General features: G+C 56.5%; 19 protein-coding genes, 1 tRNA gene and 1 pseudogene. 10 read left to right on the top strand and 11 right to left on the bottom strand.

The window, feature by feature from the left end; translation table 11 throughout:
• Positions 1 to 354 precede the first annotated feature (354 nt).
• Both A7P96_RS09855 and A7P96_RS09860 read left to right on the top strand, forming a co-directional pair.
• Positions 355 to 428 (top strand) — tRNA-Gly (locus A7P96_RS09855).
• Between the two features lie 270 nt (positions 429 to 698).
• On the top strand, positions 699 to 2039 hold the full coding sequence (locus A7P96_RS09860) for an anaerobic C4-dicarboxylate transporter (protein WP_067526741.1): 1341 nt from the start codon (positions 699 to 701) through the stop codon (positions 2037 to 2039).
• A 259-nt stretch (positions 2040 to 2298) separates the two neighbouring features.
• On the opposite strand, the gene A7P96_RS09865 is transcribed toward A7P96_RS09860, so the two are convergent.
• The gene (locus A7P96_RS09865) at positions 2299 to 3423 is read right to left on the bottom strand and encodes a polyamine ABC transporter substrate-binding protein (RefSeq protein ID WP_067526743.1); all 1125 of its coding nucleotides are present in this window, start codon (positions 3421 to 3423) and stop codon (positions 2299 to 2301) included.
• Between the two features lie 399 nt (positions 3424 to 3822).
• Here A7P96_RS09865 and A7P96_RS09870 point away from each other — a divergent pair, with 399 nt between their 5' ends.
• The 5 genes and pseudogenes from A7P96_RS09870 (at position 3823) to A7P96_RS09890 (ending at position 7382) form a co-directional block, all read left to right on the top strand.
• Complete coding sequence (locus tag A7P96_RS09870) at positions 3823 to 4551, top strand: metal ABC transporter ATP-binding protein (protein WP_067526745.1); 729 nt, start codon at positions 3823 to 3825, stop codon at positions 4549 to 4551.
• Positions 4552 to 4716: 165 nt separating this feature from the next.
• A complete protein-coding gene (locus tag A7P96_RS10890; protein WP_156496328.1) occupies positions 4717 to 4920 on the top strand; it encodes a hypothetical protein in 204 nt (67 codons plus the stop codon).
• A gap of 25 nt (positions 4921 to 4945) precedes the next feature.
• Positions 4946 to 5052, top strand: a pseudogene (locus tag A7P96_RS11550) (IS5/IS1182 family transposase); the annotation flags it as partial.
• A 39-nt stretch (positions 5053 to 5091) separates the two neighbouring features.
• The gene (locus tag A7P96_RS09880; RefSeq protein ID WP_067526748.1) at positions 5092 to 5964 is read left to right on the top strand and encodes a metal ABC transporter permease; all 873 of its coding nucleotides are present in this window, start codon (positions 5092 to 5094) and stop codon (positions 5962 to 5964) included.
• A 491-nt stretch (positions 5965 to 6455) separates the two neighbouring features.
• The gene (locus tag A7P96_RS09890) at positions 6456 to 7382 is read left to right on the top strand and encodes a metal ABC transporter solute-binding protein, Zn/Mn family (protein ID WP_197474181.1); all 927 of its coding nucleotides are present in this window, start codon (positions 6456 to 6458) and stop codon (positions 7380 to 7382) included.
• Between the two features lie 107 nt (positions 7383 to 7489).
• On the opposite strand, the gene A7P96_RS09895 is transcribed toward A7P96_RS09890, so the two are convergent.
• From A7P96_RS09895 to A7P96_RS09905, 3 genes are all read right to left on the bottom strand, one after another.
• On the bottom strand, positions 7490 to 7816 hold the full coding sequence (locus A7P96_RS09895; RefSeq protein ID WP_067526754.1) for a hypothetical protein: 327 nt from the start codon (positions 7814 to 7816) through the stop codon (positions 7490 to 7492).
• A gap of 137 nt (positions 7817 to 7953) precedes the next feature.
• Positions 7954 to 8535, bottom strand: a complete 582-nt coding sequence (locus A7P96_RS09900) for an SH3 domain-containing protein (protein WP_067526756.1) — start codon at positions 8533 to 8535, stop codon at positions 7954 to 7956.
• A 130-nt stretch (positions 8536 to 8665) separates the two neighbouring features.
• Complete coding sequence (locus A7P96_RS09905) at positions 8666 to 9226, bottom strand: SH3 domain-containing protein (RefSeq protein WP_067526757.1); 561 nt, start codon at positions 9224 to 9226, stop codon at positions 8666 to 8668.
• Between the two features lie 517 nt (positions 9227 to 9743).
• Here A7P96_RS09905 and A7P96_RS09910 point away from each other — a divergent pair.
• Positions 9744 to 11108, top strand: coding sequence for a Na+/H+ antiporter NhaC family protein (locus A7P96_RS09910; RefSeq protein ID WP_067526826.1), 1365 nt, complete (start codon positions 9744 to 9746; stop codon positions 11106 to 11108).
• A 343-nt stretch (positions 11109 to 11451) separates the two neighbouring features.
• Here the strand turns inward: A7P96_RS09910 and A7P96_RS09915 are convergent, their stop codons facing one another.
• From A7P96_RS09915 to A7P96_RS09925, 3 genes are read right to left on the bottom strand one after another with little or no spacing between them, the layout of a single operon-like run.
• Positions 11452 to 11898 carry a biopolymer transporter ExbD gene (locus A7P96_RS09915; RefSeq protein ID WP_067526759.1) on the bottom strand — a complete coding sequence of 149 codons (447 nt, stop codon included), beginning with the start codon at positions 11896 to 11898 and terminating at the stop codon, positions 11452 to 11454.
• A gap of 4 nt (positions 11899 to 11902) precedes the next feature.
• Complete coding sequence (locus A7P96_RS09920) at positions 11903 to 12559, bottom strand: MotA/TolQ/ExbB proton channel family protein (protein ID WP_067447780.1); 657 nt, start codon at positions 12557 to 12559, stop codon at positions 11903 to 11905.
• A 51-nt stretch (positions 12560 to 12610) separates the two neighbouring features.
• A complete protein-coding gene (locus A7P96_RS09925) occupies positions 12611 to 13567 on the bottom strand; it encodes an energy transducer TonB (RefSeq protein WP_067526760.1) in 957 nt (318 codons plus the stop codon).
• A gap of 554 nt (positions 13568 to 14121) precedes the next feature.
• On the opposite strand from A7P96_RS09925, the gene A7P96_RS09930 reads away from it, so the two are divergent.
• Entirely contained in the window at positions 14122 to 15459 is a 1338-nt protein-coding gene (locus tag A7P96_RS09930) for a sodium-dependent transporter (protein ID WP_067526762.1), read from the top strand.
• Positions 15460 to 15633: 174 nt separating this feature from the next.
• Here A7P96_RS09930 and A7P96_RS09935 read toward each other — a convergent pair whose 3' ends face one another.
• Together A7P96_RS09935 and A7P96_RS09940 are read right to left on the bottom strand one after the other, a co-directional pair.
• The gene (locus A7P96_RS09935) at positions 15634 to 16104 is read right to left on the bottom strand and encodes a DUF1870 family protein (protein WP_067526765.1); all 471 of its coding nucleotides are present in this window, start codon (positions 16102 to 16104) and stop codon (positions 15634 to 15636) included.
• A 19-nt stretch (positions 16105 to 16123) separates the two neighbouring features.
• Positions 16124 to 16900 (bottom strand): ThiF family adenylyltransferase, encoded by a 777-nt coding sequence (locus A7P96_RS09940; protein WP_067526767.1) that lies wholly within the window; start codon positions 16898 to 16900, stop codon positions 16124 to 16126.
• A 142-nt stretch (positions 16901 to 17042) separates the two neighbouring features.
• Here A7P96_RS09940 and A7P96_RS09945 point away from each other — a divergent pair, with 142 nt between their 5' ends.
• A complete protein-coding gene (locus A7P96_RS09945) occupies positions 17043 to 17507 on the top strand; it encodes a universal stress protein (RefSeq protein WP_067526769.1) in 465 nt (154 codons plus the stop codon).
• Between the two features lie 103 nt (positions 17508 to 17610).
• On the opposite strand, the gene A7P96_RS09950 is transcribed toward A7P96_RS09945, so the two are convergent.
• Together A7P96_RS09950 and hemW are read right to left on the bottom strand one after the other, a co-directional pair.
• A complete protein-coding gene (locus A7P96_RS09950; protein ID WP_067526771.1) occupies positions 17611 to 18033 on the bottom strand; it encodes a hypothetical protein in 423 nt (140 codons plus the stop codon).
• 238 nt (positions 18034 to 18271) lie between these two features.
• Positions 18272 to 19444 (bottom strand): radical SAM family heme chaperone HemW, encoded by a 1173-nt coding sequence (gene hemW, locus A7P96_RS09955; RefSeq protein WP_067526773.1) that lies wholly within the window; start codon positions 19442 to 19444, stop codon positions 18272 to 18274.
• Between the last annotated feature and the right edge of the window lie 11 nt (positions 19445 to 19455).

Below are 19455 nucleotides of genomic sequence, written 5' to 3' on the forward strand. Positions count from 1 at the left end.
TGAAAGCGTAAGCTTCAATGAAGTTAAGATGAGTTTTGCGAGTTTCTGTGAAGCTAAGATTTTTTGCCGTGCAGTGTGGAGTAGAATGGCACATTTTTGATATTACCGCTGTTTGTGGGCGGCAGCAGGCCAGAATTAAGGAGGGGGTGAGTCTGGAAGGGCGGTCGGCCGGATTTGGAGGCCTTGTGTGGCTCTGCTGACAGTGATGCGCGTTTGGATTGGGACTATCTGGTTTGCGATACCGGCAGTGATGCCCAAGCGCCAGATAGGGTGCTGGGCGAGCTGACATTCCTCGATTAGGCGCAGGCTGGTAGTTTGCATGGAAATCCTCTATACTGCGCGCACTCCTGTTTTGCGGGTATCGTCTAATGGTAAGGCACCGGCTTCCCAAGCCGACTATGCGGGTTCGATTCCCGTTACCCGCTCCATTTTCTTTCCCCATGCTACTTTCCTGGCATGGGATTTTGTTGGCGGTTTGTTAAGAAATATTTACAAGTAGGTGGATGGAATGCAGAGGGGACAGCTTTTTCGGGCAGGGTGTGTGGGGAGGTGTAGTTAAGGATAAATATTTATTGTTTATATACAAATTATTATTCCGAATAAAGGCTACCTGAAAATAAAATCCGTTTTATTTTCAGGATAAAGTTTGGTAGACTCGGCGCTCTTTTTGCATACATAAATTTACTTTGGAGACCATAATGAGCTTTTTTGCTCAATATGCGCAGTTTTTTATCCAGTTTGCTGTGGTGCTGTTGTGCATCTTAGCCGGTGCCCAGGTGGGCGGCATCGGCTTAGGTGTGTTCGGCGGCATAGGTTTGGCAGTGTTGTCGTTCGGTTTCGGCCTAGAGCCCACCAGCCCGCCGATTGATGTGATGCTGATGATTATGGCGGTCGTGTCGGCAGCGGCAGCCATGCAAGCGGCCGGCGGTTTGGACTATATGATTAAAATCGCCACCCGCGTGCTGCATAAAAACCCGAAATACATCACCTTTATCGCGCCGATGGTTACCTACACCTTCACCATTTTGGCCGGCACGGGGCATGTGGCCTATTCCGTGCTGCCGGTGATTGCGGAAGTGAGCCGCAAAAACGGTATCCGCCCGGCACGCCCGCTCACCATGGCGGTGATTGCTTCGCAGTTTGCCATTGTGGCCAGCCCGATTGCGGCGGCGGTGGTGGCTTGCGTGAGCTACCTCGAGCCGCAGCATATTACGATGGCAGACGTGCTCAAAGTGAGCGTACCTTCCACCATCATCGGCATCGGTATTGCCTGCGTGTTGGTGAACCGGATGGGTAAGGAATTGAAAGACGACCTGGAATACCAACGCCGCCTGAAAGATCCGGCCTACAGCAAGCTGTATGATACGGAAACTGTTGCTGCTGATGCGCAAGTGAGCGGCAAAGCTAAGATTTCGGTGGGGATTTTCCTGTTTGCCGCTATTTTGGTAGTGCTGCTCGGCGCGATGCCTTCGCTGCGTCCAGTATTTAACGACAAGCCGATGGGTATGGCGCACACCATTGAAATTGTGATGCTTTCTGCTGCCGCGCTGATTATTGTTACCTGCAAACCAGATGGCAACGCGATTACGCAGGGCTCAGTGTTCCATGCCGGTATGCGTGCCGTGATTGCCGTGTTCGGTGTAGCCTGGTTGGGCGATACGCTGATGCACGGGCATTTGGACGAAGTACAGCAGGCGGTGTCTGGCCTGGTGCAGAGTGTGCCGTGGGCGTTTGCCTTTGCGTTGTTTGTGCTCTCTATATTGGTGAACAGCCAGGGTGCCACTGTGGCTACGCTGTTCCCGGTGGCCATTTCGTTGGGCGTGCCCACGCCGGTTATCATCGGCACATTCGTGGCGGTGAACGGCTATTTCTTCATTCCGAACTATGGTCCGATTATTGCCGCCATCGATTTCGACAGCACGGGCACGACGAAAATCGGCAAGTTTATTTTCAACCACAGCTTTATGCTGCCCGGCCTGTTGAGCATGGGTTTCAGCCTGGCCTTCGGCCTGCTGTTTTCCAAGATGTTCTTTGGCTGAACAGTTTGATTGGAATACAAACGCCCGGGCTTTGGTTCGGGTGTTTTGCTTGGGGGAAGGCTACCTGATGTTAGCTTCTCAAGAACTCAAGTAGCTCGTTTGATTTCGTTGGGATTGCTGCTTTCAGGTAGCCTTTATGTAGCATACCGGAGCAGCAAATGGTGGGTGTCAAACCCAACTCTGATATTTGTTGTTATCCACGCCATTACAGGCTACCTGAAATTTTCAGGTAGCCTTTTGTGGTTTGCTTGTCTTGCCGTTATTTAATCGCCATCAGCCTTTGATAAAGCTGAGTCATCAGGCGGCTGGTGTGCGGGTCTTTGGGCAGGATGACGAAGCTATTGGCCATGGCTTCTTCGCTGGGGAAGATGGATTCGTTGTTGCGGTATGCCTCGGGCATCAGCGCGCGGGCCGGCTGGCTGGCGGGGGCATAGGTAACGAAGCTGCCGTTGGCGGCGGCCACTTTGGGATCGAGGGTGTAGTTGATGTATTTGAGGGCGTTGGCGGGGTGGTGTGCGTCTTTGGGAATCATCAGGGAATCGATCCACACCGCCAGGCCGTTTTTAGGCACGAGCACTTGGATGTCGATGCCGTTGCCGGCTTCGATGGCTCGGTTGCGGGCGATGTTCAAATCGCCGCCGTAGCCTACAGCCACACACAGGTTGCCGGCAGCGAGGTCGTTGATGTAAGTGGAGGCGGTGAAGATGCGGATGTCTTTGCGCACGGCGCGCATCATGTCGGTGGCCGCTTGCAGGTCTTCGGGCTTGGTGCTGTTTGGATCTTTGCCTAAATAGTTGAGCGCCAAGGGGTATTGTTCGAGCGGGCTGTCGAAATAGGAAATGCCGCAGGATTTGAGTTTGGCGGTGTATTCTGGGTTGAACACTAAATCCCACACGTTTTCGGGCATGGGCTTGCCACCCAAGGCTTTTTGCACCATTTGGGTGTTGATGGCCAGCGTGTTGATGCCCCAGAAATAGGGCACGGCGTATTTGTTGCCGGGATCCACCTGCTCCATTAGCTTGAGCAGCTGCGGGTCGAGATTGCTGTAGTTGGGGATTTGGCTTTTGTCGATGGGCTGGTAGGCGCCGGCTTGGATTTGGCGGCCTACGTTAGAAATGGAGGGCACCACCAAATCGTAGCCGCTGCTGCCGCTGAGTATTTTGGCTTCGAGGGTTTCGTTGTTGTCGTAGTAGGCGGAGCGGATAGTGATGCCGGTTTTTTCGGTGAAGGCGGTGAGGGTGGCGGGGTCGACATAATCCGCCCAGTTGTAGAGGTTGAGCAGGTTGGCGTTGTCGCCTTCGGGGGCGGAGGCTTCGCTTTGGGCTTGGCCGCCGCAGGCAGCGAGCAGGCCGGCGCAAATAGCGAGCAGGAGCAGTTTCTTCATTGTTATTCCTTGGTGGGCGGGGAAGGAAGGGTAAGTAGGCGCAAACAATCTGATCATTATAGCCAAACGCTTGGTTCCTTCATACCTTGTGCTAGGGAAACGGTGCGGCGGCGCGGTTGGGGCAACTGCGCTGTGCGGCAAGTATTTTTCAATATTGCTAACAAATTGGCACTTTGTCTGCACTAAATTAACGCAGCGGCATTTTCTGCCTGCTTTTCAGGTAGCCTTCCGGCTATGGAAAAAGCACATGTTATAGAGTATCATGCCGCCCGTTACAACATAACATTCAGCACACACTATGCACTCTTGGTTACTTCGCGGCGCCGGCAGCCGTTTGCTTTTGGCCGTATCGCTCATCGCCCTGATGCTGGGCGTGTTTGCCTGGACGGGTGCGGCGCTATGAGCATCGTGTTCGACAATCTCACTGTGAGCTACCGCCGCCATCCCGCCGTACACCACATTTGCGGCGAATTCGCGCCAGGCAGCATGTGGGCGGTGTTCGGCCCCAACGGCGCGGGCAAATCCACTCTGCTCAAAGCCATCATGGGGCTGTTGAAAACCAGCACCGGCAGCGTGCAATGGGAAGGCATCTCCCGCCGCGATATCGCCTATCTGCCCCAGCAATCCGATATCGACCGCAGCCAGCCTATTTCCGTGTATGAGCTGGCCGCCATGGGTTTGTGGTATGAAATCGGCTTTTTCGGCGGCACCAAACCCGCACAACGCGAACGGGTGCACGCCGCGCTCGAGCGCGTGGGCATGGCCGATTTTGCCCGCCGGAGCATCGGCCAGCTTTCCAACGGTCAATTCCAGCGCGTGCTGTTTGCCCGCATGCTGGTGCAGGATGCCAAATTCCTGCTGCTGGACGAGCCCTTCAACGCTGTGGACGCGCGCACCACTTACGAATTGCTGGAAGTATTGCGCCAATGCCACCAAAACGAAGGCCGTGCCGTGATTGCCGTGCTGCACGATTATGAGCAGGTGCGCGCCTACTTCCCCCACACCTTCCTGATTGCCCGCGAAAAAATCGCCAGCGGCGCCACTGCCGATGTGCTCACCGAAGGCTACCTGAAACAGGCTACCGAAGCCATGCACCGCACCGAACCGCGCGAATGGTGCGCCGCTTGAGTTTTCAGGTAGCCTGAACGCCATGTTTGCCGCCACCGTTGTTTTTTCTTTCGAAACCGCAGCGAAGATTTCTCCGCCGGAGCGTTCCCGCAGCGTATCCGCAGCCGCACGCACTTCCCCGCCGAAGGCTACCGCCCGCACTTCGCGCCCAAAGGCAGCCGCGAAATGCTCGGCATCGTGTTTACCGCGTTTGAACACACCCGATTCGGCGAGCCGCTGCAAGCCGGGCTGGACTACCTTTATCCCGGCCGTGTGGATTATTCCGCCCTATGCCCCAGCACGGAATTTTGGATTATGGAAGGCGGCACCGCCGTGGGCGAAGGCGTAATCATTGCCAACGGCCATCCGCCTGCCAAGCAGGCTACCTGAAAACATGAGTTTCCATGAAACTGAACAATATAGTGGATTAAATTTAAATCAGGATAAGGCGGCGAGCCGAAGACAGTACAGATAGTACGGCAAGGCGAGCCAACGCTGTACTGGTTTAAATTTAATTCACTATAAAACCCAATCCATTTACCACGAATAAGCGCACACACCATGACCCTCTCCCAGCTCCTGATCGAACCCTTTGCCGACGATTTTATGCGCTATGCCCTCGCCTCCGTGCTGTTTCTGGCCGTGGGCGCGGCGCCGGTGGGCGTGTTTTTGGTGATGCGGCGCATGAGCCTGGTGGGCGACGCGCTCGGCCACGCGGTGCTGCCCGGCGCGGCGGCGGGCTATATTGCCGCCGGTTCGCTCAGCCTGCCCGCCATGAGCTTGGGCGGTTTTGCCGCCGGGCTGGCGATGGCGCTGCTCGCCGGCTTGGTGAGCCGCCACACCAATTTGAAGGAAGACGCGAATTTTGCCGCGTTTTACCTAGCCAGCCTGGCCTTGGGCGTGGTGCTGGTGAGCAGCTACGGCAGCAATGTGGATTTGCTGCATCTTTTGTTCGGTTCGGTGCTGGCGGTGGATACGCCGTCGCTGATTTTGGTGCTGTGCGTGAGCGCGGTGTCGGTGTTGACGCTGGCGCTGATCTACCGCCCGCTGATGCTGGAGAGCATCGACCCGCTGTTTCTGCGCGCGGTAAACGGGCGCGGCGGGCTGTGGCATGTGCTGTTTTTGATGCTGGTGGTGCTGAATTTGGTGGCCGGTTTTCAGGCCATCGGCACGCTGATGTCGGTGGGCGTGATGATGCTGCCGGCGATTACCGCGCGGCTGTGGTCGCGCAGCATGGGCGGGCTGATTGCGCTTTCGGTGCTGATTGCGCTCGCCTGCAGCTTCTGCGGCCTGCTGTTTTCCTACCATGTGGATATCCCCTCCGGCCCGGCGATTATTTTGTGCCTGGGCGGCGTGTATGCCGTGTCGCTGTTTATCGGGCGCGAGGGCGGGATGCTGCCGAAATGGTGGCGCGGGAGGCATTTGCGGACGTAGTGGCCGGCAGCTTGAAGGCTACCTGAAAATGCTCTGCGAAACTAAATTCTTAGTTCATATAGTTTTAGTGATATTTTGGATTTCGAGACAAATTATTTTTTGGGAAGTCTCACCATCTCCTACCCTGTTCGCTTTTGCGCATCATGCCGGCGCGGGGCACTTCCTTTCTTTGCTTCGCCAAAGAAAGGAAGCAAAGAAAGGCGACTGCGGGCACAGGTTTGGCTCCGCCAAACTTCCCTCCCTCCGCACGGTTTTTCGGGCGGGCTCGCAACTTGCGGCTGCGCTGCTTCGGGCATGCAAGCCCTTGTTTCCCGAAAAACCGCGCTCCGTTCGGCTGTGCCAGCAGGGGGCGCTGCATTGTACGTTTGTGGTGAATTTTCTGTTTTGAAATTCGCACATTAGTAAAAAGGCTACCTGAAATCTTTCAGGTAGCCTCACGGACGAGCCGGAAGGCTCATATGAAAACCAAACATAAGGAGTAAAAGATGAAATTGAAGCATTGGAAACTCGGCCTGATTGCCGCGCTGTTTTCCGGCAGCCTGTATGCCGCGCCGCTGGAAGTGGTGTCGAGCTTCAGCATTTTGGGCGATGTGGCCAAGCAGGTGGGCGGCGAGCGCGTGAACGTGAGCAACCTGGTCGGCCCCGACCAAGACGCGCATGCCTACAACCTCACCAGCCGCGATATGCAGCGCATCCGCAATGCCAAGCTCGTGCTGGTGAACGGCTTGGGTTTTGAGCAGGCTGCGGTGATGCGCGGCATCCGCCAAAGCGGCGTGCCGTTTGCCGAGGCCACCAAAAACATCCAGCCGATGAAGGCCGAAGACCACGATGAGCACGATCACGACCATGACCACCACGGCCACGGTCATGACCACGGCCACCACCATCACGGCGAATTCGATCCGCACGTGTGGAACGACCCGGTGCTGATGAAAACCTACGCCCAAAACGTGGCCGACGCGCTGATTAAAGTCGACCCGCAAGGCCGCGCTTATTATCAGCAGCGCCTCAGCGGCTACCAAGCCCGCCTCGATGCCATGCACCAATGGGCACAAACCCAATTCAACAGCGTGCCGCAGGCAAGGCGCAAAGTGCTCACCGGGCACGATGCCTTCAACTACATGGGCAAACGCTACCGCATCGAATTCATCGCCCCGCAAGGCGTGAGCACCGAAGCCGAGCCTTCCGCCCGCCAGGTTTCCGCCCTAATCCGCCAAATCCGCAGCCAGGGCATCCGCGCCGCGTTTAGCGAAAACATCAAAGATTCGCGCATGGTGGAACGCATCTCGCGCGAAACCGGTATCCGCGTAAACGGCAAGCTCTATTCCGACGCCCTGAGCCGCGGAGCTCCCGCCGCCACTTATGAGCAAATGTTCCGATACAACGTGAACGCGCTGGTAAATGCGATGAAGCAGTAGTGTTTGAAACGGCATAGTAAAGGCTACCTGAAAACCGATTTTTTGGTTTTCAGGTAGCCTTTTATGATGGTGAAAACAAAGCAGTGTGGCATCAGCTCACGATGAAACTAGCCGCTTACGTTTAAATGGGCATCGTATGGTTCGGAATGTTCCGCCACGATTTGCTGCAAATCGCGCATCAGGCGGTCGATGGTTTGAGCGTATGCAACAGCATCGAGCTGGGAGAGCAGGTCTAATTCATCGAAACACTCAATAATGCTCTGCAATTTCGGCGGGCAGTAGGGCAAGATTTCATCATAATTTTTCGGCATGCGTAATGTCCAAATGCCTGCTTCCGGCGAAATGACTCCCGATTTGATGGCGCTCAATAAACCGAGCGCCAAGAAGGCGATATAGAGCGTGGGATTTGGGGTGCGGATATGAAGGGTAGGCATGATGATTGGGGAGTTTGGCGAGCCGCAGCAAGCAACTAGGCGATCAGTTTGGCACAATCATAGCCAAATTAATGCGCTGAATAAAGTTTCAGGTAGCCTGCATGATGTGGCAGGCTACCTGAAAGTTTCTTTGCCATTTACTGCCCAGCTTCCGGCCTTATCTGGCTTTTGTGCACATAGCCGTAATAAGCTGAGGTGACTATTCCCCATCTGCCGATTACGCCTACGAAATGCCAGTTTCCTTTACGCTTGGCGGGGAATTCGATCACTCTTGTGCCGTTGGCGAAACGCCCCACCATACCGGAACGGTTGCCGGCTTTCCGGCGTATATTGGCCGAGCCATCGGCGCTGTGCACGGTATAAACATGGCGCAGGCTAACCTGGCTTTGGTGCACATAGCCGTTGATGATGCGCCGCTCCGCCGGCTGGTTTGGCCGCAAGGCCAGCCGCACGCGGTACCACGCGCCACTTCTGCCGAGGATGGCGGCTTCGCTTTGATTGTCGCAAACGGCAAGGATGGCGGCGCGGGTGTTGGGACGGGCACGGATGTTTACTCTCTTGCCGCCGTCGGTAACCAAATAGGTAGTGGGTTCGGCTTCGCCGGTTGCTACGGAGGACAGGCCGCAGCTATCGGGGGCAACATGGGCGGCGGCAGTGGTGGATAGCACCAACAGCACGGCGGCAAGGGCAGAGGTGCGGGTATGCAGTGATGAAAGCATGGGCTTGCTCCTGAGATAGGGTAGGGAAGTTTGTGGCGGTGGTGCTTGCCGCCATTATATCCAACATTGCGCCGGATAAAGTTTCAGGTAGCCTGCATAGGATGGCAGGCTACCTGAAATGTTTTACTGCTTAGCGCCCGGCTTTCGGCCTCAACTGACTTTTGTGCACATAGCCATAAGTGTCACTGTCGCTGCCGTGCACGCTCACATAGTGCCAGTCGCCTTGGCGCTTGGCGGGGTGTTCGACCACGGTGGTGCCGTTGGGGATGCGTTGCTGTATTTCGACACGGCTGTTGGCATTCAGGCGCAGGTTGGCGGAGCCGTCGGCGCTGTGCACGGTATAAATATGGCGCAGGCTAACCTGGCTTTGGTGTACATAGCCGTTGATGATGCGCCGCTCCGCCGGCTGGTTTGGCCGCAAGGCCAGCCGCACGCGGTACCACGCGCCACTTTTGCCGAGGATGGCGGCTTCGCTTTGATTGTCGCAAACGGCAAGGATGGCGGCGCAGGTGTTGGGCTGGGCGCGGATATTGACTTCTTCGCTGTTGTGGTTGGTGGCCAGATAGCTGGCAGGTGTCGCACTGTCGGGCAGACCGCAGCTATCGGGGGCAACATGGGCGGCGGCAGTGGCGGATAGCGCCAACAGCATAGTAGCAAGGATGGCGGTTCGGGTATGCAGTGATGAAAGCATGGGCTTGCTCCTGACTGGGGTTGGTTGGAGGAAATTCGTTACGGTTCCATCTGCCGCCATCATATCTAAATTGCCGTGCCAGATAAAGTTTCAAGTAGCCTGCGTGGTGTAGCAGGCTATCTGAAAGTTCGTGTTTCAATATAAGTTAAAACGGTCAAAGGCAGTATTTTTTCTAGGCAGTCTCTCGGTTGGGGCTTAATTTCAGCCGAATCAGGTAGGTTTGTTGCAAGTGCCGCTTGGAAAGGAGAGAGGACATTTATTTTTTATTCTATTCCATATTTAGCAATTTTATTTCACGAACATTGTTTTCAGTATGATTCCAAACTGTTTTTAGGCAGGCTGAAACACAAATCGGGCGAATCTGTGCCCTTTTAAAATAGGTATTGCTGATGCCGGGATTGCCTTGCCGTGCGGGAAATGGTAGTTTGGCAGTCTCTTTACAAAATTTGTGGCACAAACTGCCAAGTTGAAGCGGGAGGAGACGGAAGTGAACGAAACCAAAGAAGCCCTATTGGAAATGCAACCGCGCGAGGCGGCGGTGATGGCCGCGCTGGTGGTGGCCTTGATGAGCATCACCATGATTCATTTCGGCTGGGTGCCGCATTTGTCGGTGATTTTGGTGCTGTGCGGGCTGCTCTGTTTCGGCAAAGCCAAAGGGCTGGATTTCGGCCGTATGCAGCTGAGTATGGCGCGCGGCGTGCTCTCCGGCATCGGTGCGATTTATCTCTTCTTTTTCATTGGTTTGCTGGTGTCGGCGCTGATGGTGTCCGGCGCGATTCCCACGCTGATGTATTACGGCTTCGAGCTGATTTCGCCGCAGTTTTTTTATCTTTCCGCCTTCGTGCTCACTTCGATGGTGGGCGTGGCCATCGGCAGCAGCCTCACCACCTGCGCCACCCTGGGTGTGGCTTTTATCGGCATGGGCAGCGCGTTGGGTGCTAATCCGGCTGTGGTGGCCGGGGCGGTGGTGTCCGGCGCGTTTTTCGGCGACAAAATGTCGCCCATTTCCGACACCACCAGCATTGCCGCCTCCATTGTGGGCATCGATTTGTTCGACCACATCCGCAATATGATGTACACCACCATCCCCGCCTGGCTGCTTACCGCGCTGTTGCTTTGGCTGCTCTCCGGCCATACCGCTGCCGCTGATTTAAGCAGCGTGGCCGCCTTCCAAACCCAGCTGCAGGCCAGTGGCTTAGTGCACGGCTACGCCCTATTGCCCTTTGTCGTGCTGATCGTTTTGGCCATGCGCCGCGTGAACGCTATTTACACCATCATCATCACCATCGCCGTTTCCCTCGTGCTCACCTACCTGCACAGCAGCCCCAGCGTCGAACAGCTCGGCGGCTACTTCTTCAACGGCTACGCTCCGCCAGAAGGCACCGATTTGGGCAATGTGGCCAAGCTGATTTCGCGCGGCGGCATCGGCAGCATGTTTTTCACCCAAACCATCGTTATCCTCGCCCTCAGCCTCGGCGGCCTGCTCAACGCTCTGGGCATCCTGCCCGCGCTGCTCTCCGGCATCGGCCATATGCTGGTCAACGCCGGTCGTGCCACCTTCACCGTGGCCGCCACTTCGCTGGGCGTAAACGTGCTCATCGGCGAGCAATACCTCAGCCTGCTTCTGGCCGGCAACACCTTCAAGCCTATCTACGAGCGGCTCGGCCTGCATCCGCGCAACATCGCCCGCACCGTGGAAGACGCAGGCACGGTAACCAACCCGCTCGTGCCCTGGAGCGTGTGCGGCGTGTTTATCCACCATGCCCTCGGCGTGCCCGTGATCGATTATCTGCCCTATGCCTTCTTCTGCTACCTCAGCCTGCTGCTCACCCTAGTGTTCGGCTTCACCGGGCTCACTTTGAGCAAGAACGAGGCAGCATAAACGGGCACGACACTACAGATTGGAAAAGGCTACCTGAAAAGTGCAAGGCGGGTTTCTTGCTTCGCAGAAGCTGACACTTTCAGGTAGCCTTATATTACATATTACGCCCTGACAACAGGGGCAAGCAGTAAATTCTTTTGTTTTGGTTGGCACGTACAGGGGGATGCCGATATCCGGCCGGCGGCTGAGGAGGCGCTGCAATAAAGGGAGGGTGATTTGAGTCGGCGTGGCAATGCCGATCTACGGCGATATAAAAGGCTACCTGAAAACGCAGCGCAGCGGAGTTTCTGCACGGCTAAAGTTTCAGGTAGCCTTTGTTTATTCTATTTGCTTAGGTAGCAGTTTACTGTTGCGGCTGGGTGCGTTCTTTTTCTTCGGTAACGAAGCCGACTTTGCTCAGGCCGGCGTCGCGCACGGCGCTGAGGGCTTTTTCTACGTAGTCGAACTGGGTGTTTTTATCAGCAGCGATGGCAATCACTTGGTCGGGATTGGTTTTGGCCAGTTGTTGCAGCTGGCTTTCCAAAGCCTGCAGGGTAATCGGCTCGCCTTCGGCTAAGTGATAGCTGCCGTCGGCGGCAATGGAAATGCGCAGCGGGTCTTTGGGCTGGGCCGCATTTTCCGCCACTTGCTTGGCTGAGGCGGTGGGCAGTTCCAGCGGGATGGAGTGGGTCATTACCGGCATGGTAATCATGAATACAATCAGCAGCACGAGCATCACGTCTACCAGCGGGGTAACGTTGATGTCGGCCATGGGCGAATCGTCGCCGCTGTTCATCGAACCGAAGGCCATGCTCTTACTCCTTATTGTTCATAATTTTAACGTGCAAATCGTAGGCGTAGGCATCCATATCCTGCACCACCTGTTTGTTGCCGAACACGATGAAGTTGTAGGCCAGCACGGCGGGGATGGCGGCAAACAGGCCGATGGCGGTAGCCACCAGCGCTTCGCCGATGGGGCCGGCCACGGTGGCGATGTTTACCTGGCCTTGCAGGCTGATGTTTTCCAGCGCGTGGTAAATGCCCCATACCGTGCCGAATAGGCCGATAAACGGAGCAGTGGCGCCTACGGAGGCGAGAATGGTAAGGCCGCCGTTGAGGCCGCGTTTGGCAATGTTCATTTTATGGCGGATGTGCTGCACCAAATAGTCGCCCAAAGGGATGCTGGTGAGCTGGCTGGCGGGGTTGGCGCGATAATGGCGCGCGGCTTGAATGGCAGATTCGGTGAGGTCGGCCAGTGGGGAGGGATGGGCTTTGGCCAGGCGCAGCATATCATCGAGCGAGGCCACGGTGGCTACGGACTCAATCGTGCCCCGATTGGCGTGGCGCACTTGGTGCAGGCGGATGCTGCGCATGATGATAATCCACCAGGTAAGGACGCTCATCAGCACCAGCAGTATAAATACGGTAATCAATACAATGTCGCCTTGGGCGAAAACATGTCCTAAATTCATGATATTCCTAATGTTAATGATGAAATTGGATAATTGGTTTAGTTTGGGGCTTTAAGGGGCTTTAAACCGCAGGGTAAAAGTATAGCTTTGGCGTACAGGCTGGCCGTTACGTTTGGCTGGAACGAAGGTATAGCTCTGACGCACGGTGTCGGCTGCCGATCTGCCGAACAGCGGATGGGAGGCGGAAACGATTTCCACGCTGGAAGGCTTGCCGTTGGCTTCCACCATCACGCGCAGTTTTACTGTGCCGCTGATGCCATCTTCTTCTAATTGCTTCGGATAGGGTGGTTTCGGGTTATTCAGGTAGCCACCAAGGTGGGTGGGTGCGCTGTCGCCGCCACCTCCTTGGCCGGTACCGGAGCCATCGCCGGTACCACGCCCGCTGCCGTGGCCGCCGCCTTCGCCGGAGCCGGAACCGGGGCCGCGTCCGCTGCCTTCGCCGGGGCCGACACCGGTGCCTTTGCCGCCACCGCTGCCACCGCCTTCTCCGGCGGAAGGCGTACCTTTGCCGTCACCGCCACCGCCTGCGTTGGTGCCATGGCCTGCACCGGGGTTGGCAGGGGCAATAGGCCGCTCAGGCTGCGCCTGCGGCTGGGGTTCGGGGCGGGGTTGCGCTTGAGGCTGCGGTTTTGGCTCGGGTTTCGGCTCGGCAGGTTTGGGCTGAACGATGTCGGCAGGTTTGTCTTGCCGTTCCACCGGTTTGATTTGCGCGTGCTGTTCCGGCACGGGCTTGGCCGGCTGCGGTTTGGGCTGTTCAGGTTTGGGCGCTTCGGGCGGGGTTTGCTCCGGTGGCCCGGCGGGCGGCTCGTCTTCAGATATGGTGTCGCCACCCGTACCACCGCCGCCACCGCCGCCGCCAATCTCGCCGAGATCAACAAAGCTCAGCCCGGGCGGTTCGGGTGGCAGTTCCGGCGGCTTAATCGAGATCAACAGCCAATACAGCAGGGCATGGGCAGCGATCACGAATAAGAGCGCAATCGGGGATAAAAGACGGTTTTCGGTTTGCATAATAGGGCGGCATATTAGTGCGAACTATTTCTGTTTGCAAGGAGTTTCTATTTGATTGTTTAAGTGGCAGGTGTTTTCGCCAAAAAGCGTGTTTCAGTAGGGGGTGACGTGGAAGTGTGGATGACTTAGTCTTTTATCGCTAAAGCACTTCACTTTACTATTGCGTTGGCTCGCCTTGCTTCACTCCTGTATTGTCTGCGGCTCGCTGCTTGGTATGAAAAAATAATTGCTTTAGCTATAGATTGGAGACTGCCTAAAATTTCAGGTAGCCTTTGTGGTGCCTGTTCTATAATCAGCTAAAACTGGCTATATTGGTATAACTATCTGTTTAATAATATAAAATATATTATTTAAGCAATTAAATTGCTATTTATAATTTTATATAGTATAAAATGCTATAAATATAGAAAACATCTGTCAGCCGAGCTTGTATGCCGGCCGATTTGGGCAGGAAAACTGCGTAATGCGGCAGCGGCGCAGTTTTGGCGGCGGTTTGGATGTTTATTTTTGTTAAAATCGCGCCATTCTGAGTAGTTTTGGATTATTGCAGTTTTATGAAATCTCCTGCTTCCTGGTCGTCTAAAATCGGTTTTATCTTATCTGCCGCCGGCTCTGCCATCGGCTTGGGTGCAATTTGGAAATTCCCCTACACCGCCGGCACTAACGGCGGTGCGGTGTTTGTGCTGATGTTTTTGATTTTCACCGTTTTGGTGGCGCTGCCGGTGCAGCTGGCCGAGTTTTATATCGGCCGTAAGAGCGGCAAAAACGCGGTGGATGCATTTAAAACGCTCGCGCCGAACAGCCTGTGGCCGTGGATCGGGCGCATGGGCGTGTTTGCCTGCTTTATCTTGCTGTCGTTCTACAGCGTGGTGGGCGGTTGGGTGCTAAATTATGTGGTGCACGCGTTTGACGGCAGCATCCACCAAAATGCAGATTTCGGTGCGCTATTTGGCAGCACGATTTCCAGCCCAGCCGGCTCAATCGCCTATCAGGGGCTGTTTATGCTGATGACGGTGTGGGTGGTGAAAAGCGGCATCGCGGCGGGCATCGAACGGGCCAACAAATACATGATGCCCGCGTTGTTTGTGTTGCTGCTATTGCTGGCGGTGCGCTCGCTCACGCTGGACGGCGCGATGGCGGGCATCTCCTTCCTGCTCAAGCCTGATTGGTCGCACTTCACGCCGCAAACCATGCTCACCGCACTGGGGCAGGCCTTTTTCGCGTTGAGCCTGGGCGTGTCTACCATGATTACTTATGCCGCCTATTTGGACAAAAAACAGGATTTGTTCCGCTCCGGCAACAGCATTATGTGGATGAATTTGCTGGTGTCTTTGTTGGCCGGTTTGGTGATTTTCCCCGCTGTGTTCGCCTTCAACTTTGAGCCGGGACAGGGGCCGGGGCTGATTTTCGTGGTGCTGCCTGCCGTGTTTATGAAGCTGCCGCTGGGGCAAATCCTGTTTGCCGTGTTTATGCTGCTGGTGGTATTCGCCACGCTCACTTCCGCCTTCTCTATGCTGGAAACCGTGATTGCCGCTGCCATCCGTGAAGACGAACGCAAACGCAGCAAAACCACCTGGCTGATCGGCACGGCGATTTTTATTGTCGGCATTCCCTCCGCGCTCTCGTTTGGCGTGCTCTCCGAATGGAAGCTGTTCGGTAAAACGCTGTTTGACCTGTGGGACTACATGATTACCGCACTGATTATGCCGATCAGCTCGCTTTTGGTGGCGGTGTTTGTGGGCTGGATACAGCAGAAGAGTGATGTGTTCGAACACATGCGCGAAGGCAGCAGCGTGCCGCAAGCCGTGATTGCGCTGTGGTTCAATGCGCTGCGTTTCCTCGCGCCGGTAGCGATTTTGCTGGTATTTGCCAATACGTTGGGCTGGGTTTAGCGGCTTTCAGGTGGCCTTATGGTGGGATTCCTATAACTGAAAGCAAATCGGCAAGCCTTAGTCGCTACGGGATGCAGTAGGGTAAAGCAATGCTGTGGCAACGATAGAGCTTTCTCTAATATAAGCGGTAAAAAGGCTACCTGAAATTTCAGGTAGCCTTTTTTAGCGCCCATATCACCGGGTTTGCTCAAATTGCTCTTGTGCCCAGCGTTGGCGATTGTCGGGGGTGTCGGCGGATTGGGCTTGCCCCTGTCGCCAGTTGCGGTAGGCTTCGGCATCGAAGGCAATCACCCGACCACCCATGGCGGCTACTTCACCGGCCACGCTTTGGCTGATGCGCCAAGAGGCTAGGTCGGGGCAGGCGTTTGGTTCGGGATACCATAGCACCACCACGGCATTGCCGCCCTGCATTTGGACTTCGATTTGTTCGGCATACTGGTCGATGGCTTGGTATTTCTGGTTGAGGCGGGTTTCTACGGCGTGAACCACGTGTAGGGGGATGGGGGCGGCACCGTTTTCCCATTGTGCCCATTCTTCGGCAGAAGCGCCGTGGGGGAAATCGACATTGGCGGCAAGAGCTTGGCCGGCTTCGGCTTGAGTGAGGCCGAGATTGCGGCGCAGGGCTTTGAGTTCGATGGGGAACATGGTTTTCCTTTTGGGCTGGTTATTTAACTTGTGCGGCCAAGTGTTCTATCGCTGCCTGTGCGCAAAACAGGCCGAAGGCGGCGGTAACCAGCATGCTCGCGCCGTAGCCAGCGCAAGACAATCCTTGCGGTGCGGCATCGGTTTCGCAGGCGGCACCGGTTTGCGGCGGGGTGACGTTTTCTTCGGAATAGATGCAGCTCACTTTCATGCGCTCTTTCGGATCACGAGGAAAGCCGTGGCGGCGGCGCAGGGTGTAGCGCAGGTTGGAAAGCAGCGGGTCGTGGGTGGTGCGAGCGAGGTCGGCGCGGCGGATGAGGGCGGGGTCGCGCTGGCCGCCCGCACCGCCGGACACCACAAAAGCTTGCTTTTTCGCTACAAAATGGGCGGCCATGGCGGCTTTCACACGCACTTGGTCGATGGCGTCGATCACAAAATCAAACGGCTCGGCAAATAAGGTTTGCACGTTTTCCGCATCCACAAAATCTTCGATTTCATGCACGGTGCAGGCGGGGTTGATTTGCAGGATGCGCCGGTGCAGCGCGGTTACTTTGGGCAGGCCGAAATTGTCGGTGAGCGCGTGGAGCTGGCGGTTGGTATTGGATTCGGCCACGTTGTCCAAATCAATCAGCGTGAGCCGGCCGATGCCGCTGCGCGCTAGCGCCTCCACCGCCCAAGAGCCCACGCCGCCCACGCCCACCACGCAAACATGGGCTTGGGCAAAGCGTTGCAGGGAGGCAGAGCCGTAGAGGCGGGAAATGCCGCCGAAGCGGCGCTCGTTTGGGGTGGGAATAATCATCGGGATAGGTCAAAAAACAGGTAGAAAAAATGGCACATTCTGTGCATCGGTATTATACTGTAAACGTATCAGGAAGAGACCCGTCCGGCGGCTGTAGCCTCTGCGCGGAAGCATTGAAATATCGTTCACTAGGAGAAAGCTTATGTATCAACATATCGTGATTGCAGTAGACGGCAGCCGCACTTCCCAACACGCGCTCAAACAGGCCTGCGGCCTGGCTCAGTCCACCGGCGCGGCACTCACTTTGGTGCATGTGGCCAACCCCGCCGAATACGTGGCCACCGTTGCCCCCGAGTTTTTGCAGTATGAAAACTACGAAACCGCCGCCACCGAACAAGGCAATGCCATTTTGGACGCCGCCATCAAACAGGCGCGCACCGCCTTGGGCGAAGATGCAAAACTCGGCCGCCACCTGCTTGTGATCAGCAAAAATGCACGCGATATGGCCAAAAGCCTGGTGGATTATGCCACCGAGCAGAAAGCCGACCTGCTGGTGCTGGGCACCCACGGCCGCACCGGCCTGATGCACCTCCTGATGGGCAGCTTCGCCGAAACCGTGATGCGCGAAACCCGCCTGCCGCTTTTGATTATCCGCCGCGAAGCATAAGGCTGGGGATGTAGGCAGGATTAGAGGCTACCTGAAAGTTTCAGGTAGCCTCTTTTGATATTGTAGTAGGTCGGGCATTGATGCTCGACCTACGCGTTTGGTTTTAGAGTTCGTTGCAGCTAATCCGCCATTCCTTGGTGTATTCCCAGCGGTAGTCCACCACGATGTCGTTGGCGTCGGTGTAGTAGGTTTGGTAGAGATTGCGCCCGTAGCAGACATCGGCGTAGTAGGTGGTTTGGCCGGTGCCCATGCCGGGGTTTTGGTAGGTACCGAGGTTTTCTCGGCCGGCGTAGCGGGTGTGGTAGTATTTATAGGTGTAGGCATAGCGGTTGCTACCTACTCTACTGCGGCCGGAATTAGGCTGGCCGCCGTGTTCGCGGAATACTTCGTTGATGTGCTGGCCAACTTGGCGTTTCATGTTGTCGTCTAGAGAGGCGCAGCCGGCAAACAGGAAAACGGCGCCGGCAATCAGGCCGAGGCGCAGCAGGTTTCGGGTGGGATGTGCGGGGGGTGGATAGGCTTGCATGGTTGGTTTCCTCGCAGGTTGAAATTAAGGAAATAATACCAATGGCGGGATGTGCTGACAAGAAGGCTGCCTGAAAGTTTCAGGTAGCCTTCTTGGTGGTTTTGCATATTGTTTGACCTATGGCAATTTATTGCTGCCGACATGCTGAAAAAGAGATGGATTTTGGGTTTGGCTCATTCATGGAGCGGAAACCTGGTCTATGGTTTTCAGGTAGTCTTTGCTTGGGGCAGAAACGGGCTTACAAGAACAGTTGCAGCAAATCGTTCAGATAGCGCTGGCCGCGTTCGGTGGGGCGCAGGAGGGTGGGGTCTGGGTCGATGAGTCCGAGCCGGGCGGCTTCCTGCAGGGGGTGGGCGATGGTGGCGAGGCTGTGGCCGGTGCGCTCTTGGAACAGGCGGGCGGGTACGCCGTCGGTGAGGCGCATGGCGTTGAGCATGAATTCGAAGGGCAGCTCGCTTGAGGCTACCTGAAAACGTTCGACGGCATCGGCGGGGTTGCCTTGCATGGCGGCGAGATAACTGCGCGGGTGGCGGGCGCGGGTGGTGCGCGTGATGCCGCTGTGGCTGCTGATTTTGCCGTGGGCGCCGGCACCGATGCCGATGTAGTCGCCGAATTGCCAGTAGTTGAGGTTGTGGCGGCATTGCTGGCCGTTTTTAGCGAAGGCGCTGGTTTCGTAGCGTTCGAAGCCGGCGGCAAGCAGGGTGTGGTGCACGGCTTGTTCGATGGTGTAGGCGGCGTCTTCTTCGGGGATGCCGGGGGGCGGGATGCGGCCGAAGGGGGTGTTGGGCTCCATGGTGAGGTGGTAGGCGCTGATGTGGGTGACGCCGAAGGAGAGGGCGGTTTCGGCGTCGCGCCGGGCTTCTTCGGGGGTTTGGTGCGGCAGGGCATACATGAGGTCGGTGTTCACGCGGGGGAAGATGGCGAGCGCGGCTTCGATGGCGGCGCGGGCTTCATCGCCGTTGTGGATGCGGCCGAGGGCGTGCAGTTTGGCGTTGTCGAAACTTTGGATGCCGAGCGACAGGCGGGTGATGCCGGCTTCGGCGTAGCCTTGGAAGCGGGCTTGTTCGAAAGTGCCGGGGTTGGCTTCGAGGGTGATTTCGGCTTCGGGCTGCAGGCGCACCAGGGCGCGCACGCCGGAAAGCAGGCGGCTGATGGATTCGGCGGAAAACACGCTGGGGGTGCCGCCGCCGATGAAGACGGTATCCACCGGCCGCCCCCAGATGTGGGGCAGTTCGTGTTGCAGGTCGGCGAGCAGGGCGTTGATGTAGGCGGCTTCGTCGGTGTCGGGCTTGAGGCGGTGGGAGTTGAAGTCGCAATAGGGGCATTTTTGAATGCACCAGGGGATGTGGATATAGAGCGAGAGCGGGGGCAGGGCGCTGAGGCCGGAGCCGGGGGCTTGCAGTAGGGGCATGGTGTGGCGAT

Origin of the sequence: Eikenella sp. NML03-A-027, from assembly GCF_001648395.1 — a bacterium.
Taxonomy (GTDB): Bacteria; Pseudomonadota; Gammaproteobacteria; order Burkholderiales; family Neisseriaceae; genus Eikenella; species Eikenella exigua.

Excerpts from the sequence above, each read along its gene's own strand:
- A7P96_RS09945 (WP_067526769.1), top strand. The coding sequence starts at position 17,043 with ATGTATCAACATATCGTGATTGCAGTAGACGGCAGCCGCACTTCCCAA.
- A7P96_RS09930 (WP_067526762.1), top strand. The coding sequence starts at position 14,122 with ATGAAATCTCCTGCTTCCTGGTCGTCTAAAATCGGTTTTATCTTATCT.
- A7P96_RS09910 (WP_067526826.1), top strand. The coding sequence starts at position 9,744 with ATGCAACCGCGCGAGGCGGCGGTGATGGCCGCGCTGGTGGTGGCCTTG.
- A7P96_RS09905 (WP_067526757.1), bottom strand. The coding sequence starts at position 9,226 with ATGCTTTCATCACTGCATACCCGAACCGCCATCCTTGCTACTATGCTG.
- hemW (WP_067526773.1), bottom strand. The coding sequence starts at position 19,444 with ATGCCCCTACTGCAAGCCCCCGGCTCCGGCCTCAGCGCCCTGCCCCCG.
- A7P96_RS09865 (WP_067526743.1), bottom strand. The coding sequence starts at position 3,423 with ATGAAGAAACTGCTCCTGCTCGCTATTTGCGCCGGCCTGCTCGCTGCC.
- A7P96_RS09950 (WP_067526771.1), bottom strand. The coding sequence starts at position 18,033 with ATGCAAGCCTATCCACCCCCCGCACATCCCACCCGAAACCTGCTGCGC.
- A7P96_RS09880 (WP_067526748.1), top strand. The coding sequence starts at position 5,092 with ATGACCCTCTCCCAGCTCCTGATCGAACCCTTTGCCGACGATTTTATG.
- A7P96_RS09895 (WP_067526754.1), bottom strand. The coding sequence starts at position 7,816 with ATGCCTACCCTTCATATCCGCACCCCAAATCCCACGCTCTATATCGCC.
- A7P96_RS09900 (WP_067526756.1), bottom strand. The coding sequence starts at position 8,535 with ATGCTTTCATCACTGCATACCCGCACCTCTGCCCTTGCCGCCGTGCTG.
- A7P96_RS09870 (WP_067526745.1), top strand. The coding sequence starts at position 3,823 with ATGAGCATCGTGTTCGACAATCTCACTGTGAGCTACCGCCGCCATCCC.
- A7P96_RS09940 (WP_067526767.1), bottom strand. The coding sequence starts at position 16,900 with ATGATTATTCCCACCCCAAACGAGCGCCGCTTCGGCGGCATTTCCCGC.
- A7P96_RS09920 (WP_067447780.1), bottom strand. The coding sequence starts at position 12,559 with ATGAATTTAGGACATGTTTTCGCCCAAGGCGACATTGTATTGATTACC.
- A7P96_RS09935 (WP_067526765.1), bottom strand. The coding sequence starts at position 16,104 with ATGTTCCCCATCGAACTCAAAGCCCTGCGCCGCAATCTCGGCCTCACT.
- A7P96_RS09860 (WP_067526741.1), top strand. The coding sequence starts at position 699 with ATGAGCTTTTTTGCTCAATATGCGCAGTTTTTTATCCAGTTTGCTGTG.
- A7P96_RS09915 (WP_067526759.1), bottom strand. The coding sequence starts at position 11,898 with ATGGCCTTCGGTTCGATGAACAGCGGCGACGATTCGCCCATGGCCGAC.
- A7P96_RS09925 (WP_067526760.1), bottom strand. The coding sequence starts at position 13,567 with ATGCAAACCGAAAACCGTCTTTTATCCCCGATTGCGCTCTTATTCGTG.
- A7P96_RS10890 (WP_156496328.1), top strand. The coding sequence starts at position 4,717 with ATGCTCGGCATCGTGTTTACCGCGTTTGAACACACCCGATTCGGCGAG.